We start from the raw sequence: 15160 nt of genomic DNA on the forward strand, positions 1-15160 counted from the left end.
GAGTCGGGTCTCGGTTCTGGGCGCTGTCCCCGAGGCACTGCTGAGCCCCCGCTCATGACCCGCCCGCTGCAGGTTCTCGAGCACGGCGCTGACGTGTTCGCGGCGCTGCGGGCAGCGCTCTCCGGCGGCCCCGCGATCCTGCCCCTGGCCGCGGGGGAGCGCGCCGACGCGCCCGCGCTCGCCGACCTGCCGGCCGAGGTCGAGCAGAAGGTCGCCCTCGTCGTGCAGACGAGCGGATCGACCGGCCGTCCGAAGCGCGTCGCGCTCTCGGCGGATGCGATCCTCGCCAACGCGGGCGCCAGCCAGGCCGCGCTCGGCGGACCGGGCCAGTGGATCCTCGCCCTGCCCACGCACTACATCGCCGGGCTGAACGTGCTCAGCCGCTCCCTCGCCGCCGGCACCGAGCCGGTCACCGTGCCGGGTGAGCACTTCACCGCGGCGAGCTTCGTCGCGGCGGCGCGCACGCTGAGCATCCCCGAGCGCTTCGTCGCCCTCGTGCCCGCGCAGCTGCAGACGCTGCTCGACGACCGGGCGGCGCTCGCCGAACTGCGGCGCTTCCAGCGGGTGCTCGTCGGCGGGCAGGCGACTCCCCGCGCGCTGCTGGAGCGGGCCGAGGATGCCGGCGTCGCCGTCTCACGCAGCTACGGCTCCAGCGAGACGAGCGGCGGCTGCGTCTACGACGGCGTGCCGATCGGCACGACCGCCGTGCGGATCGTCGACGGCGAGGTGCAGCTCGGCGGGCCGAGCCTCGCCGAGGGCTACCTCGGCGATCCCGAGCTCACCGCCGACCGCTTCGTGACCGACGCGGGCCAGCGCTGGTACCGCACGGCCGACGGCGGCCGCCTCGAGCCGCTGGGGGATGCCGCTACCGGGTCGACGTCCGGGCCCGCGCCCGAGAAGGCGTCCGATGTGGCAGCGCGGCTCGACGTCGCAGCGCCGTCCGCCGCCGCGCCGGCCTCCGCATCCGCCCTCGTGCGCCTGGTCGTGACCGGCCGCCTTGATGACGTGATCATCTCCGGCGGCGTCAAGGTGGCGCTCGCGGCGGTCGAGCGAGCGCTGCGCGAGCTTCCGGGGCTGACGGATGCGGTGGTCGTCGCCGCCGCGGACGAGCGCTGGGGCGAGGTCCCCGTCGCCTTCACCGCCGCGGCCGCCGAACTGGTCGACGACGCCGCGCTCGCGGACGCGATCGCCGAGGTGGGGCGTCGTCTGGGGGCGGCGTCGCGTCCGCGCGTGATCGTGCGGCGTGCACCCCTGCCGCTGCTGGCGAGCGGGAAGCCGGATCGTGCGGCGCTGCGCCGCGAGGCCGCCGCGCGCTGACGCGTCGCCGCCACTCGGCCGAGCGCCGCGCGATCTCGGCGGCGCCGCACCATATCGTGCGGCGAAGCCAGGATCGCCGCGCGATCCTGCACCGAGCCCGGGGCGGAGCTCGTGGGGGTCATCGACGCACCGCCTAGGATTCCCCTCGTGGCACGACCGAAGCAGCAGCGCATCGACCCCCGCAAGCTCGACGACGCGATGAGCGACTCATCCGCGAAGACCCCGCCGGCCCCGAAGGGCAGCGCCTCGACCGCGAAGAAGGGCGGCGCGACGCCGAAGGCGAACGGCGGCGTCACGAAGACCCGCCGCACCGCCGCAGGCCCGGCCTCGGCCGCCGCCCGCGCCGGGCGCGCCGAGAACAGGGAGGCGCGGGGCGCCGTGACCGCGACGGCCGTGCGCCCCAGCCGCAGCGGACGCCCCGGAGGGCCGCTGCCCGGAGCCCCGTCGGCTCGCAAGGCCACCGTCGGCGACTGGATCGGCGGAGCCCGCCCGCAGACCCTCGCTCTCGCGATCGCGCCGGTCGCCCTCGGCACCGCGATCGCCGGGCTCACGGCCGGCGGATGGTCGCAGCACTGGGTGCGTGCCCTCGCCTGCCTCGTCGTCGCCCTCGCGCTGCAGATCGGCGTGAACTACGCCAACGACTACTCCGACGGCGTGCGCGGAACCGACGCGGTGCGTCAAGGCCCCGCCCGTCTGGTCGGCTCGGGTCGCGCGAAGCCCCGCACGGTGCGCAACGTCGCCTTCGTGTTCTTCGGCATCGCCGCGCTGGCGGGTCTGTTCCTGACCTGGCGCAGCGGCCAGTGGTGGCTGATCGCCGTCGGCGCGGTCTGCATCGTCGCCGCCTGGTTCTACACGGGCGGCAAGCGTCCGTACGGCTACAACGCGCTCGGCGAGCTGTTCGTCTTCGTGTTCTTCGGCCTGGTCGCGACGGTCGGCACGATGTTCGTGCAGGTCGGCACGGTCGTGCCGGAGGCGTGGATCGCGGGCGTCGCGGCGGGGCTGTTCGCCTGCGCCGTGCTCATGGTCAACAACCTGCGCGACCGCGAGCAGGATGCGAAGGCCGGCAAGCGCACGCTGGCGGTGCTGATCGGCGATCTGCCGTCGCGCATCGCCTTCGCGGTGCTGCTGCTCGCGCCGTTCGGGATCAACGTCTTCTTCCTGCTGCTCTTCGACAACGCGCTCTACGTCTTCTTCGTGCTGATCGCGGCTGTGCCGGCCGTGGTCATCACGCTGACCGCGAAGACGTCGAAGGAGCTGGTGCTGGCGCTGCGCCTCAGCGTGCTGAGCTCACTCGCCTTCGGGCTGGCGCTCGCCGCGGCGATCTCCTTCTGACGCCGGCGCGGTCGCCGCGTCGGACGCGGGCGTCGCGGCCGCCTCGGACGCCGGGCCCGCCGCATCCTCGACATCGTCCTCGGCGTCGTCTTCCACCGACTCGTCGGTCGCACGGCGCGGCTTCCGGTTCGCGAGCTGCGTCGCGACCGCGTCGCGCTGCCCGCGGAAGAAGATGACGCCGACGCAGAAGCCGACGACCGCGGCGATCAGCCCGGCCCACAGGTAGTGGAAGCCGAGCAGGAGGAGCACGGCGAAGACGAGGGCGAAGACGCCGACGCGGATGAGGGCGTAGCGCAACCAGGCGGGCATCCCCCCAGTGTAGGAACCCGCAGCAGGGAGTCCGCCCGGCGCCGCCGCCGGGCGGACTCACGCTCGACAGGCGGATGGTCCGGTCCCGCGGGACATCCCGGACGCCGCTCCCATGGGCGCCGCGTAGGATGCGCCCATGAAGTTCTACGCCGTGCTGACGATCCTCTCGATCGTGCTCGCGGTGGCGGCGATCGTCGATATCGCCCGGATCGAAGAGAACCGGGTGCAGCACCTGCCGAAGTTCGTGTGGATCGTGATCTCGATCCTGCTGAGCATCGTCGGCCCCCTGCTGTGGTTCCTCGTCGGCCGCGAGCGCTCTGCCGGTCGCGCCGCCCGCCAGGCCCGCGAGTCGGGTCACCCGGTCGGAACCGGCTCGCTGCGACTGACCCGTGTCGTCGCCCCGGACGACGACCCCGACTTCCTGCTCCAGCTGCGCAAGGAGCACGAGCAGGAGGAGCGCATCCGCAAGCTCGAGGAGAAGCTCGCCGAGCTCGACGATGACAGCAAGCCGAAGGACTGACGCGCCGGCGAGCGCGTTCGCGGCACGACTTCTGCGGGGCCTGATCGGCCTCGGCGTGCGCGATCTGGTTCTCTGCCCGGGTTCGCGATCGCAGGCGCTGGCGCTCGCCGCCGCCGAGTTCGAACGGGCCGGAGCCCTCACGCTGCACGTGCGCATCGACGAGCGCGGAGCCGGGTTCCTCGCGCTCGGTCTCGCGGTCGAGACCGGACGCCCGGTGCCCGTCGTCATGACGAGCGGAACGGCCGTCGCCGAGCTGCATCCCGCCGTGCTGGAGGCCTCGCACTCCGGCGTTCCGCTGCTCGTGCTGAGCGCCGACCGGCCCGCCGAGCTGCGCGGGCGCGGCACGAACCAGACGACGGTGCAGCCGGGCCTGTTCGGCTCTGCGGTGCGGGCCGCGTGGGATGTGCCGGCGCCCGATGCCGATACCGACATCGCGGGCGAGGTGGATGCGCTGGTCGCCCGGGTCGAGGCGGCGCTCGCCGCGCCGGTCGGCGGCGCCCGCGTCGCCGACCTCGACGGGGACGGCGCGGCGGCACCCGAGGGGACCGGCGTCGGACCGGGACCGCTGCACCTGAATCTGCAGTTCCGCGAGCCGCTGTCGAGCGCGCTCCCGGCGGAGCAGCTGCGGCTCGCGCGCGAGCTCGCCGCCGCGGTCGACGCCGACGTCGCGCCCGAAGCCGCAGCGCCCCGCGCATCCGCCGCAGCCCTCGTGCTGCACCCCGAGCCGGGCACCGTCGTGATCGCGGGGGCACGCGCGGGGGCGCGCGCCGAGCGTCTCGCCCGCGAGCTCGGAGCGCCGCTGCTGGCCGAGGTGTCGAGCGGAGCCCGCTTCGGACCGAACGCCGTGCCCGCCTACCGTGCGCTGCTCGACGAGCCCGGCTTCGGCGACGAGATCCGCCGCGCGATCGTGCTCGGCCAGCCGACGCTGAGCCGCCAGGTGCCCGCGCTGCTCGGCCGGTCCGACGTCGAGACGATCGTCGTGCGCGCCCCGGGGCGCGACGCCTATGACCCGCATGGCACTGCACGCATCCTCGACGGCTCGGCCGAGATCCTCGTCGAGGGCGAGCTGCCCGCCGACACCCGCGCCTGGGTCGGCCGCTGGGTCTTCGCCTCGCGCGCCCTGCTCGAGCAGCGCGCCGAGGAGGCCGGCGCGATCGATCCGCCCGCCGCGATCGACAGCACCGACTACCGCGAGCGCGCGGCGTTCGCCCGCTCGCAGCTCGAGCGGATGCGGCGCCCGGTCACCCGCGACGAGCTCGTCGGCGCGGTCTGGGCGGCCACCTGGCCGCACGACCGACTCGTGCTCGCGGCGTCGCGCCTGATCCGCGTCGCCGACGACACGGTGCCGGGGCGTCGCATCCGCGTGCACGCCAACCGCGGTCTCGCCGGCATCGACGGCACGGTCGCGACCGCGCTCGGCATCGCGGCGGCATCGCAGCGCCCCCCGCGCGGAGCAGGCGCCGACGACCCGGCGGCGCCTGCCGCTCGTGCCGCCGTCGGCACGACCCGGCTGATCATCGGCGACCTCGCGCTGCTGCACGACGCGGGATCGCTCGCGCTGCCGGCGGGGGAGTCGAGGCCGCGCATCCAGGTCATCGTCGGCGACGACGGGGGCGGCACGATCTTCGACGGGCTCGAGGTCGCGCGCTCGGCGGACGCGCAGCTCTTCGACCGTGTGCAGCTGACACCGCAGCCGGTCGACCTCGAGGCGCTCGCCCGGGCCTACGGCTGGGAGTTCCGCCGGATCGCGAACCGCGGCGAGCTGGATGAGGCGTTCACGGCGTCGCCGGGTCCGACGCTGATCGCGGTGCCGCTGACTCGCTGACCCGCTGACCCGCTGACCCGCGGTCGACAGACCGAGCGTTCCACCTTCGATCCTCACTCCGTACCCCGTCCGAGCGAGGCCGGCGAGGCCCTGCCAGCATCGAGATCGCGGGCAATCCGTTTCGCCCACGGCTCCGAACGGACTCTTCTGCCCGTTTTTCCGGTGCAGAACGCGCGTTCTTCGACGCGTGACGCCCATCTCGCAGTGCTGTCGGCATTTCGTACCCCGTTCGTACCCCGAACTTGTCGGAAGTCCCCCTGCATGGGGACTACGTAACGTACCCCGATCGACCGCACACTGAGTAAAACGTTTGCGGAGCGCAACCCGATTCGCGCCGCCGACGTCCGGATGCTCGGGCCCTGACCCGAAACCAGCCCCGAGCATCCGGGTCGATCAGGAACCCGACACCGAAGGCACACCATGCCCGCCCTCCGCAGCATCCCGCTCTCCCGCCGCGCCCGCGCGCTCACCGCCGCGCTCGTCGCCGGCGTCGTCGCCCTCGCGGCCGTGCTCGTCGCCGTCACCCCGGCGCACGCCGCCGGCACCCCGCTGCTCACCGACACCTTCACCACGAAGACTGTCGCAAACCCGTACTACGTCTACGGCGGCAGCTACACGCCCTGCCTCACGGTCACGGGCGCCGACAGTGCGCAGAAGCCCACCAGCTGCGCGGTCGGCCCGAACGACGCCAACGGCGCCGGAGCCCTGCGCCTGACGACCAACACCGGCAACCTGTCGAGCTACTTCCTCTACAACAGCCCGCTTCCCTCGCGCGCCGGCCTCGACATCCAGTTCACGCAGTACCAGTACGGCGGCAACGGCGCCGACGGCATCTCGTTCTTCCTGACCGACGGGCAGTACCAGCTGACGAGCGTCGGCCCGGTCGGCGGCTCGCTCGGCTACAACACCCGCGCCGGCGTCCCCGGACTCGCCCACGCCCTGCTCGGCATCGGTCTGGACGCCTGGGGCAACTTCCCGGTCGAGACGAACGACACCCGCACGGCCAGCACCTGCAACCAGAGCTACATCCCCGCGAAGAACGCCTCGGGCGGCACCGACGTCGTCAAGAACGTCATCGCCGTGCGCGGTCCCGCGGGCGACGTCACCGCCGCCGGAGGCTCGACCACCGGCTACTGCCTCCTCGCCCCGCGCGTGCAGCTCGCCTCGATCGCCGGAGCCCCGCTCGCGACGACCGCCGCGCAGACCCCGAAGCCCGCCACCCGCGGAACCGGCGTGCCCGTGCGCATCACTGTCGACCCGCCGACCGTCGCTGACCCGAAGGTGCGCGTCTATTGGAACTACAGCGCCGCCTCGACCACCCCGACCATCGAGGTGCCCGAGCCCGCCGAGCTGCTGGCCGCATCCACCTTCAAGTTCGGCTGGGCCTCGTCGACCGGCGGCTCGAACGACGTGCACGAGGTCAACGCGCTCAGCATCTCGACGATCAACCCGATCCAGCCCGGCGTCACCCCGACGATCTCGGCGCCGACGACGGCCGTCGCCGCTGACGGCGTCACGACGAGCGCGGCCAGCGCGGCACTGAAGTTCGCCGCGACCGACGGCCCCGCCACCAGCCCGATCTCTGTCACCGTGTCGCTCGACTCCGGCGCCTTCGCCGGCGCTCCCACCGGCACCCGCTGGAGCTGCCCGACGCCGGCCGCCGGCGCGACCTCGCTCGTCTGCACGTTCACCCCCGACACCTCGCTCGACGTGCCCGGCGCGACCACCCCGGCGCTCAGCATCCCCGTCACCTCGACGAAGAGTGGGGCCGTCAAGGTCACGGCCGTCGTCGCGGCGACGAACAACACGGTCACGGATGCGAATCAGCGCACCGCCAGCGCGAACGCGCCCTTCGCGCCGGTCGCCGAGAACGTCTCGGGAACGGGCGTCGCCGCGGCGACGAACCCGGCCGCCATGTCGCTGACCGCGTCGACGACCTCGAGCGCGACCACCGGATCCACCACCTACGCCGTCGCCACGAACCCGACGCACGGCACGGTCGTCGTCAGCGGCAGCACCCTGAAGTACACGCCGAACGACGGCTACAGCGGCGCCGACTCCTTCACGTACACGGCGACCGCCGACGGCCAGACCAGCGCGCCCGCCACCGCGAGCGTCACGATCACGCCGAGCAACGCCGCGACCAGCGCCAGCACCACGGCCGGCACCGCCGTCAGCATCGACCTCGCCGCGCTCAGCGCCGGCTCGTCGCTGAGCTACGCCACCCGCAACCCCTCCGCCGGCATCGGCCAGCTGCAGGTCACCGCGGCCGGCCTCGCCACCGTCACCCCGGCCTCCGGCTTCTCGGGCGACGCGACCTTCCAGTACCAGGTGACCGACTCGCCCGCGGGCGGCGTCAGCGGCTGGAAGACCGTCACCGTGCACGTCGCGCCGACCACGGCCGATGTCGCGCAGACGGGCACGCTGAACGCGAGCGGGGATGCGACGCTCGTCACCGCCGCGCCGGTCACCGCGGCCGCCGGCACGAAGACCTTCGCGCTCGTCGCGGGCAGCGCCTCCACCGGCGCGCACGGCACCTTCTCGATCGACGCCGCGACCGGCAAGGTCACCTACGTCGCCGCGAACGGAGAGAGCGGCGTGTTCTCGGTGCGCTACACCGTGACCGCCGACGGCGGCGCGAGCAGCGAGCACAGCGCCACCTTCACGGTGCGTCCCTACGCCGACGGCGTCAGCGCATCCACCCCGGCGGAGACCTCGATCGACCTGCCGAAGCCGGCCCAGAAGGGCAGCGACCTGCACTGGGCCATCACGACCGCACCGACCCACGGCACCGCCACGGTCGACGCCTCCACCGGCGTCGTGCACTACGTGCCGGCCGCCGGCTACTCCGGCCCCGACAGCCTCGTGCTGACCCCGACGAGCGGCACCGGCCCGAACGCCGTCGCCGGCGACCCGGTCACCGCGAGCGTCACCGTCACCCCGATCGCCCGCCCCGTCAGCGCGAACACGGTCGCCGCGGCGCACCCGAGCGCCGTCGACATCGCGATCGACGCCACCGGCGGCACGTCCGCCGTGCCGCTGAGCGTGTCGGCGACCACCTCGGACGCCCGCATCGCCTCGGTCAGCGTCGTGAACGGCGCCGTGCGCATCACGCCCGTCGACGGCGCGAGCGGCAAGCTCGTCGCCAGCTACTCGGTCAGCGACGGCACCAGCACCGCGACCTCCACCGCGACGCTCGACGTGACCCCGGTCGCCGCCGACGCCGAGTTCAGCCTCGACAACGGCACCGGCGCGAGCTTCGGCCTCCCCGCCCCGACCGGAACCGGCCCCGTGAGCTACACGCTCGTCTCCGGCACGGTCGGCACGATCAGCGGCTCGAGCCTCGTCGTGCCCACGCAGCCCGCCGGCACCAGCGGAGACCGCACCGCGACCTACACGGTCACGACCGACGGTCTCACGAGCGACCCGGCCACGATCACCGTGCACGTGCTGCCGACCGCGCAGTCGACCACCGTGTCGACCGACGCCGGCCAGGCCGTCACGACCGACCTGAGCGCGCTCAGCGCCGGCACCGGTCTGCACTGGACGGTCACGCAGCCCGCGACCGGCACCGGCTCGGTCAGCGTGACCTCGGCGGGCGTCGCCACCTTCACCCCGGCGACCGGCTACACCGGCACGATCAGCTACACCTTCACCCCGGTGGATGCGCAGCGCAACGCCGCGGCTCAGCCCGCGACCGTGACGGTGAAGGTCGTGCCCGTGCTCGCCGACCTCGCCGCCGAGACCACGCTCGACCAGGACGGCGTCGCCACGGTCAGCGCGCAGCCCGCGACCCAGCCTGGCTCGCCCGTCTACGAGCTCGTCGGCGGCGCCACCTTCGGCACCGCCTCCATCGACGCGAGCACCGGCGAGATCACGCTCAGCGTGGCCGACGGACACTCCGGCGTCTCGACGGTCGGCTACCGCGTCACCGCGGGCGGCCAGACCAGCGCGACCCAGCACGCCGTGTTCACGGTGCGGCCGACCGCGCAGGGCGTGAGCGGCGCCACGACCGCCGGCACCCCGAACGGCGCCGCCGTCGACCTGCCCGCTCCGGCGAAGCAGGGCACGGATGTGAGCTTCGCGATCACCGCGGGTCCGGCTCACGGCTCCGCCACGGTGAACGCGACCACCGGCGTCGTGCACTACGTGCCCGCCGACGGCTGGTCGGGCGCCGACAGCGTCACCCTCAGCGTCACGAGCGGCACCGGATCCTCGGCCGTCGCCGGCCAGGCGATCACCGCCGCGGTCACGACGAAGCCCGTCGCCCGCGACGTGCAGAAGGACGCCACCGCGACCGTCGCCGCGCAGACCGTCTCGGTCGCGGCCGACGCCACCGGAACCGGCCTCTCGGTCGTGCCCGCGGCATCCGCCGACCCGCGCGTGACCGGGGTGACCGTCGCGAACGGGGCACTGCAGATCGCCCTCGCGCCCGTCGCCAGCGGCACCATCGCGGTCGACTACACCGTCGCCGACGGCACCAGCTCGAGCGCGAAGGCCACCGCCACGCTGCACGTCGCCCCGGCGGCGACCGGTGACGAGCTCGCCGTGAACTCGGGCGACAGCGCGACGCACCAGCTGCCCGCCGCCACCGGCACCGCCCCGACCTACCGCCTCGACGAGGGCTTCGGCGACGGCATCCTCGCCACCGTCAGCGACAGCGGCGCGCTTACCGTGCACAGCACCGAGGGCCAGAGCGGCACCTTCACCGGCTCGTACATCGTCACCAGCGACGGCGTCGACAGCGCCCCGCAGACGATCACGCTGCACGTGCTGCCCATCGGCGCCGACACCACGCAGACCACGGCCGCCGGCCAGGACTCCGCACCGCTCGACCTCGCGGCGCTCTCGAAGGGCACGAGCCTGCACTGGGAGATCACCCAGCCCGCCGCCGGCGGCACCGTGACGATCGATCAGAGCACCGGCAAGGCCGTCTTCCACCCGGCGACCGGCTTCGCCGGCACCACGAGCTGGACCTACACGCCGGTGGACGCGCAGGGCAACCGCGCCGCCGACCCGCTGACGGTCGACGTGACCGTGGTGCCGACCGCCGGTGACGCCGCCGCGACGACGAGCCTCGACCAGCACGGCGACGCCGCGACCACTGCGACCCCGACCGGACTCGACTCGAGCGACGGCGGCACGAAGCACTTCCAGATCACGAGCGGCCCCGCGAAGGGCACCGCGACGATCGGCGCGACCACCGGCACGATCAGCTACACCGCGGCGAACGGCGTCTCCGGCGTCTTCACCGTGAAGTACACGGTCACCGAGGGCGGCGCCACGAGCGCCGAGCACACCGCGACGATCACGGTGAAGCCGTACGCGGCCGGCGTCACCGGCAGCACCACCGTGAACCAGGCGATCGAGCTGGATGCGCCCGTCACCATCGGCTCGCAGCCCTTCACCTTCACGGTGCAGTCGGGTCCGCAGCACGGCGCCGTCACCTCGCTCGACGCCGCCACCGGCCAGGTCGTCTACACGCCCGCCGACGGCTACGCCGGCGACGACGCGATCGTGCTGCAGCTGGCCGACGCGCGCGGTGCGAGCACCACGGTCACGCTGACCGTGCACGTGCACCCGGTCGTCGCCCCCGTCAGCGAGTCGGCCACGGCCTCGACCGACCCGCAGCCGATCCGCATCCCGCTCGCCGGCACCGGCACGATCGACCACTACGAGATCACCACGCCGCTCGCGGCCGAGCTCGGCACCGCGGTCATCGACGGCACCGACCTGGTCATCACCCCGGCATCCGGTGTGAGCGGACAGCTCCCCGTGGGCTACCGCGCCGTCGCCGGGCCGGGATCGAGCAACGCGAGCGCTCCGGCGACCGCGACGCTCACGATCGCGCCGGTCGCCCAGAGCGGCTCGATCACGGTCGCCAGCGGCGGCACCAGCTCGGCCGCGCTCGGCGCGCCCGTCGGCAGCGGACCGCTGACCGTCGCCGTCAGCTCGCCGCTGCCCGTCGGGATCTCGTCGGCGAGCGTCGACCCGGCCACCGGCCGCGTCACGGTCACGACCGACGACGACTTCAGCGGCACCGCGCAGTTCACCTACACGGTGACGAGCGGCAGCGGCGCGGACGCCGTCACGAGCGCCCCGGCCACCGTGACCGTCACGGTCGACCCAACCCTCGTGCCCGTCGCCCCGGGGACGACCACCGCCACGGCTCCCGGCGGCAGCGCGCACCCCGTGCACGCCACCCCGAAGGCCACCGGCAGCGGCCCGCGCACCTGGGCGCTCGGCAGCGACGTGCCCCCGGCGAGCGCCGGCACGACCGAGATCGACCCTGTGACGGGGGAGATCACCTTCACCCCGGCCCCCGGCTTCAGCGGCGGCGTCGACATCCCCTTCACCGTCACCGACGGCAACGGGGTCTCGAAGAGCGGCGTCTTCCACGTCGACGTCGACCCGCTCGCGGCGCCCACCGCCGAGGGCGGCCGCTCGCGCGGCATCGCCGGCGCCACGCAGAAGCTGACCCCGGTCAGCCCGATCGGCACCGCGCCCTTCACCTACCGCATCAGCACGCCGCCCACCGCGCAGCAGGGCATCGCGACGATCGACCCGGCCACCGGCCAGATCACCTTCGTGCCCGCGGCCGGCTTCGTTGGCGACGCCGCGGTGTTCTACGAGGTCGTGGATGCGAGCGGGCTCGCGAGCGCCCCCGCCGTCGTCGTCTTCACGGTCGACCCGGCGGCGCCGGCCGGCAGCGACACCGGCCTCGGCGGCGGCTCGGCCGTCGGCGGCGCGAGCACGACCCGCGGCTCGGGCCTGGCCTCGCTCGCCCACACCGGCGTCGACGGCATCCTGCCTCTGGCGCTCGGCCTGCTCGGCCTGTTCGCCGGCCTCGCGATGGTGCTGCTCGCGGTGCGCCGCCGCCGCGCCGAGCACGGCCAGGGCTTCGGCTTCGGCCGCAGCCCCGCTGGCGAGGAGGCGTGACGCGCTGACCTGCCGGGGAGCCGCTCGTCGGCTCCCCGGCCGCACAGACCGCGGGTCGGACGGAACGTCCCCTGACCGGCCGCCCGCATCCGGCTCCGCATCTATTCGGTGTGATGAGGAGCCGCAGGAAGCCCCTCCCGCGAGCGTTTCGGGCCGCGGAGAGGGGCTTCCCCCTGTCCCGCTGTGACCCGCCGGCGGCGTCGAGAGCGCGCGGTAGGTTCGGGGGCATGGCGCTCGAGATCCGTCCGACCGAGGAGTCCGACTGGGCCGAGGTGCGCGACCTGCGACTCGAGATGCTCGCCGATACCCCGATCGCCTTCGAGGAGCACCTCGAGGCGGCCGAGCGCCGCAGCGAAGAGGAGTGGCGGATGCGCGCCGCCCGCGGCTCCAGCGCGCTCAACGCCGTCACCTACGCCGCCATCCTCGACGGCCGCTGGGTCGGCACGATGGGCGTCTACATCCCGGCCGGCGGCAAGCTGCCCTTCCTCGTCGCCGTCTACGTCACCCCGCGCGAGCGCGGCCGCGGCCGAGGGGTGTCGGATGCGCTGCTCGCCGCCTGCGAGGACTGGGCCCGCCAGCGCGCCGACACGCTCGTGCTCGAGGTGCACGATGGCAACGCGCGTGCCCGCCGCTACTACGAGCAGCGCGGCTGGGTGCCCACCGGCCGCACCCGTCCGTATCCCTTCGACCCGGCAGCGAAGGAGATCGAGATGGTCAAGCGGATCTGAGCGGATGCGCGATACCGAGCATCCCTAGGCGATGCGCGAGGACGCCGCTACCGTGACGGCATGACGTCTGAGCTCGACACGCAGCTGCTGCGCGCATCCCACCCCCTCGACCTGGCCGCGATCGACACGAGCTCGACGCCGGGCTTCGACGGCGGCAAGAAGGCCGGCCGTGCGGCTCTGGAATCGGGGGAGGCGCGCCTCGCCGAGCTGCAGGAGAAGCTCTTCGCCGAGTCGACCGCCGACGGCACCCGCAGCGTGCTGCTCGTGCTGCAGGCCATGGACACCGCCGGCAAGGGCGGCGTCGTCAGCCACGTCGTCGGCGCCGTCGACCCGCAGGGCGTCGCGCTGCACGCCTTCAAGTCGCCGACCGACGAGGAGAAGGCGCACGACTTCCTCTGGCGCATCCGCAAGCAGCTGCCCGCGGCGGGCCGCCTCGGCGTCTTCGACCGTTCGCACTACGAGGACGTGCTCATCCACCGCGTGCGCGGCTTCTCGACGCCCGAGGTGATCGAGCAGCGCTACGGAACCATCCGCGACTTCGAGCAGGAGCTGGTGGATGCGGGCACGACCGTCATCAAGGTCATGCTGCACATCGGCGCCGACGAGCAGAAGCAGCGTCTGACCGACCGGCTCGCCGACCCGGCGAAGCACTGGAAGTTCAACCCCGGCGACCTGGACGAGCGCGCCTTCTGGCCGCAGTACATGGAGGCGTACCAGATCGCCCTCGACCGCACGGATGCCGACAGCGCGCCCTGGTACGTCATCCCCGCCGACCACAAGTGGTTCGCGCGGCTCGCGGTGCAGACGCTGCTGATCGAGGCGCTCGAGCGGCTCGACCTCGACTGGCCGGCCGCCGACTACGACGTCGAGGCCGAGAAGGCGCGGCTCGCGGCGAGCTGACTCGCGGAGGAGCGGGCCTAGCCGAAGGCCTCGACGATCGGGCGGAACTTCAGCGTCGTCTCGGCGAGCTCCCGATCCGGGTCGCTCTCGGCGACGATGCCGGCGCCCGCGTAGGCGGTGATCGTGCGGTCGGCGGCGATCTCGGCCGAGCGCAGCGCGATCGCCCACTTGCCGTCGCCGTCGGCGTTGACCCAGCCGACGGGTCCGCCCCAGCGCTGCCGGTCGAACGGCTCCAGCGAGCCGATCTCCGCCAGCGCGGCGTCGCGCGGCGTGCCGGCGACGGCGGCGGTCGGATGCAGCTCGCACACCAGGTCGAGGGCGGTCGAGCCGTCGGCGAGGGTGCCCTCGACGTCGCTCGCCAGGTGCCAGAGGTTCGGCAGCTTCAGCGTGAACGGCAGCTCGCTCGCGACGAGCGACGGCGTGTGCGGGCGCAGCGAGTCGAGCACGCTCTGCACGGCGAAGCGGTGCTCGTCGAGGTCCTTCTGCGAGGTCGCGAGGGCGACGGCCGCGGCGTGGTCGCTCTCCGCATCCGACCCGCGTCCGACGCTGCCGGCGAGCACGCGCGCGCTCACGGTGCCGCGCTTCACGCGCACGAGGGTCTCCGGGCTCGAGCCGATCAGGCCGTCGACGGCGAAGGTCCAGGTGTCGGGGTAGCCGAGCGCCAGCTCGGTCAGCACGCGGCGCAGGTCGGCGCCCTCGGGCAGGCGGCCCACTTTGTCGCGTGCGATGACGGCCTTGCTGAGCCCGTCATCCGCCTGGATGCGCTGCACGGCCGAGGCGACCGCGTCGCGGTAGGCGTCCGGGCCGAGGGCGCCCGGCTTGAACAGCAGGCGGTACTCGGCGCCCAGCGGGGTCGCGCCGACCACGTCGTCGGCGCCGTCGATGCGGGTCACCCAGCTGACGCCGTCGCGGCGACCCAGGATGACGCGGGGCACGATCAGCACGCTCGTGCGCGCGCTCTCGTCGGCGAAGCTGAAGGCGCCGAAGGCGATCAGGCCCGAACCAGAGAGACGCACCGGGTCGGTGATGGATGCGGCGGCGACGATGCGCTTCCACGCCGCGGCGGCGTCGCGGATGCGGTCGGGCCCGCGGAACTCGAGACGCAGCGCCTCGCCCAGCCCGGCGACGCCGTCGCCGCGGCGGATGAACACGAGCGGGTTCACGCCGTCGAGCAGCGGCAGCAGCGAGGGGAACTGGGCGACCGGGGTCGTCTCGACCCGGAGAGCAGGAACGGGCACCGCGGGATCGGTCACGCCCCGAGCCTACGCCCGAGCGTCGGGCGACTCCGCC

General features: G+C 73.9%; 9 protein-coding genes. 7 read left to right on the forward strand and 2 right to left on the reverse strand.

The features are described from left to right. The first annotated feature begins 54 nt into the window (after positions 1-54). Positions 55-1317 carry an AMP-binding protein gene (locus tag FJ657_RS15885; RefSeq protein WP_141164701.1) on the forward strand — a complete coding sequence of 421 codons (1263 nt, stop codon included), beginning with the start codon at positions 55-57 and terminating at the stop codon, positions 1315-1317. A 147-nt stretch (positions 1318-1464) separates the two neighbouring features. Then, positions 1465-2649 carry a 1,4-dihydroxy-2-naphthoate polyprenyltransferase gene (locus tag FJ657_RS15890; RefSeq protein WP_255447389.1) on the forward strand — a complete coding sequence of 395 codons (1185 nt, stop codon included), beginning with the start codon at positions 1465-1467 and terminating at the stop codon, positions 2647-2649. Here FJ657_RS15890 and FJ657_RS15895 read toward each other — a convergent pair. Further along, positions 2605-2958 (reverse strand): DUF4229 domain-containing protein, encoded by a 354-nt coding sequence (locus FJ657_RS15895; protein ID WP_141164702.1) that lies wholly within the window; start codon positions 2956-2958, stop codon positions 2605-2607. The two genes, FJ657_RS15890 and FJ657_RS15895, sit on opposite strands and share 45 nt — an antisense overlap. A 136-nt stretch (positions 2959-3094) precedes the next feature. Here FJ657_RS15895 and FJ657_RS15900 point away from each other — a divergent pair, with 136 nt between their 5' ends. The 5 genes from FJ657_RS15900 to FJ657_RS15920 all read left to right on the forward strand — a co-directional run bounded on the left by FJ657_RS15900 (position 3095) and on the right by FJ657_RS15920 (position 13870). Continuing rightward, entirely contained in the window at positions 3095-3478 is a 384-nt protein-coding gene (locus tag FJ657_RS15900; RefSeq protein WP_141164703.1) for a PLD nuclease N-terminal domain-containing protein, read from the forward strand. Beyond that, the gene (gene menD, locus FJ657_RS15905) at positions 3456-5303 is read left to right on the forward strand and encodes a 2-succinyl-5-enolpyruvyl-6-hydroxy-3-cyclohexene-1-carboxylic-acid synthase (RefSeq protein WP_141164704.1); all 1848 of its coding nucleotides are present in this window, start codon (positions 3456-3458) and stop codon (positions 5301-5303) included. The genes FJ657_RS15900 and menD overlap by 23 nt, the downstream gene beginning before the upstream one ends. Before the next feature lie 420 nt (positions 5304-5723). Continuing rightward, a complete protein-coding gene (locus tag FJ657_RS15910) occupies positions 5724-12242 on the forward strand; it encodes a tandem-95 repeat protein (RefSeq protein WP_141164705.1) in 6519 nt (2172 codons plus the stop codon). A gap of 227 nt (positions 12243-12469) precedes the next feature. Beyond that, the gene (locus FJ657_RS15915; RefSeq protein WP_141164706.1) at positions 12470-12970 is read left to right on the forward strand and encodes a GNAT family N-acetyltransferase; all 501 of its coding nucleotides are present in this window, start codon (positions 12470-12472) and stop codon (positions 12968-12970) included. A gap of 60 nt (positions 12971-13030) precedes the next feature. Then, positions 13031-13870 (forward strand): polyphosphate kinase 2 family protein, encoded by an 840-nt coding sequence (locus FJ657_RS15920; protein WP_141164707.1) that lies wholly within the window; start codon positions 13031-13033, stop codon positions 13868-13870. A 17-nt stretch (positions 13871-13887) separates the two neighbouring features. On the opposite strand, the gene FJ657_RS15925 is transcribed toward FJ657_RS15920, so the two are convergent. Next, the gene (locus FJ657_RS15925; protein WP_181409011.1) at positions 13888-15123 is read right to left on the reverse strand and encodes an isochorismate synthase; all 1236 of its coding nucleotides are present in this window, start codon (positions 15121-15123) and stop codon (positions 13888-13890) included. Positions 15124-15160 lie beyond the last annotated feature (37 nt).

The sequence above is a fragment of the Schumannella soli genome, from assembly GCF_006517435.1.
Taxonomy (GTDB): Bacteria; Actinomycetota; Actinomycetes; order Actinomycetales; family Microbacteriaceae; genus Schumannella; species Schumannella soli.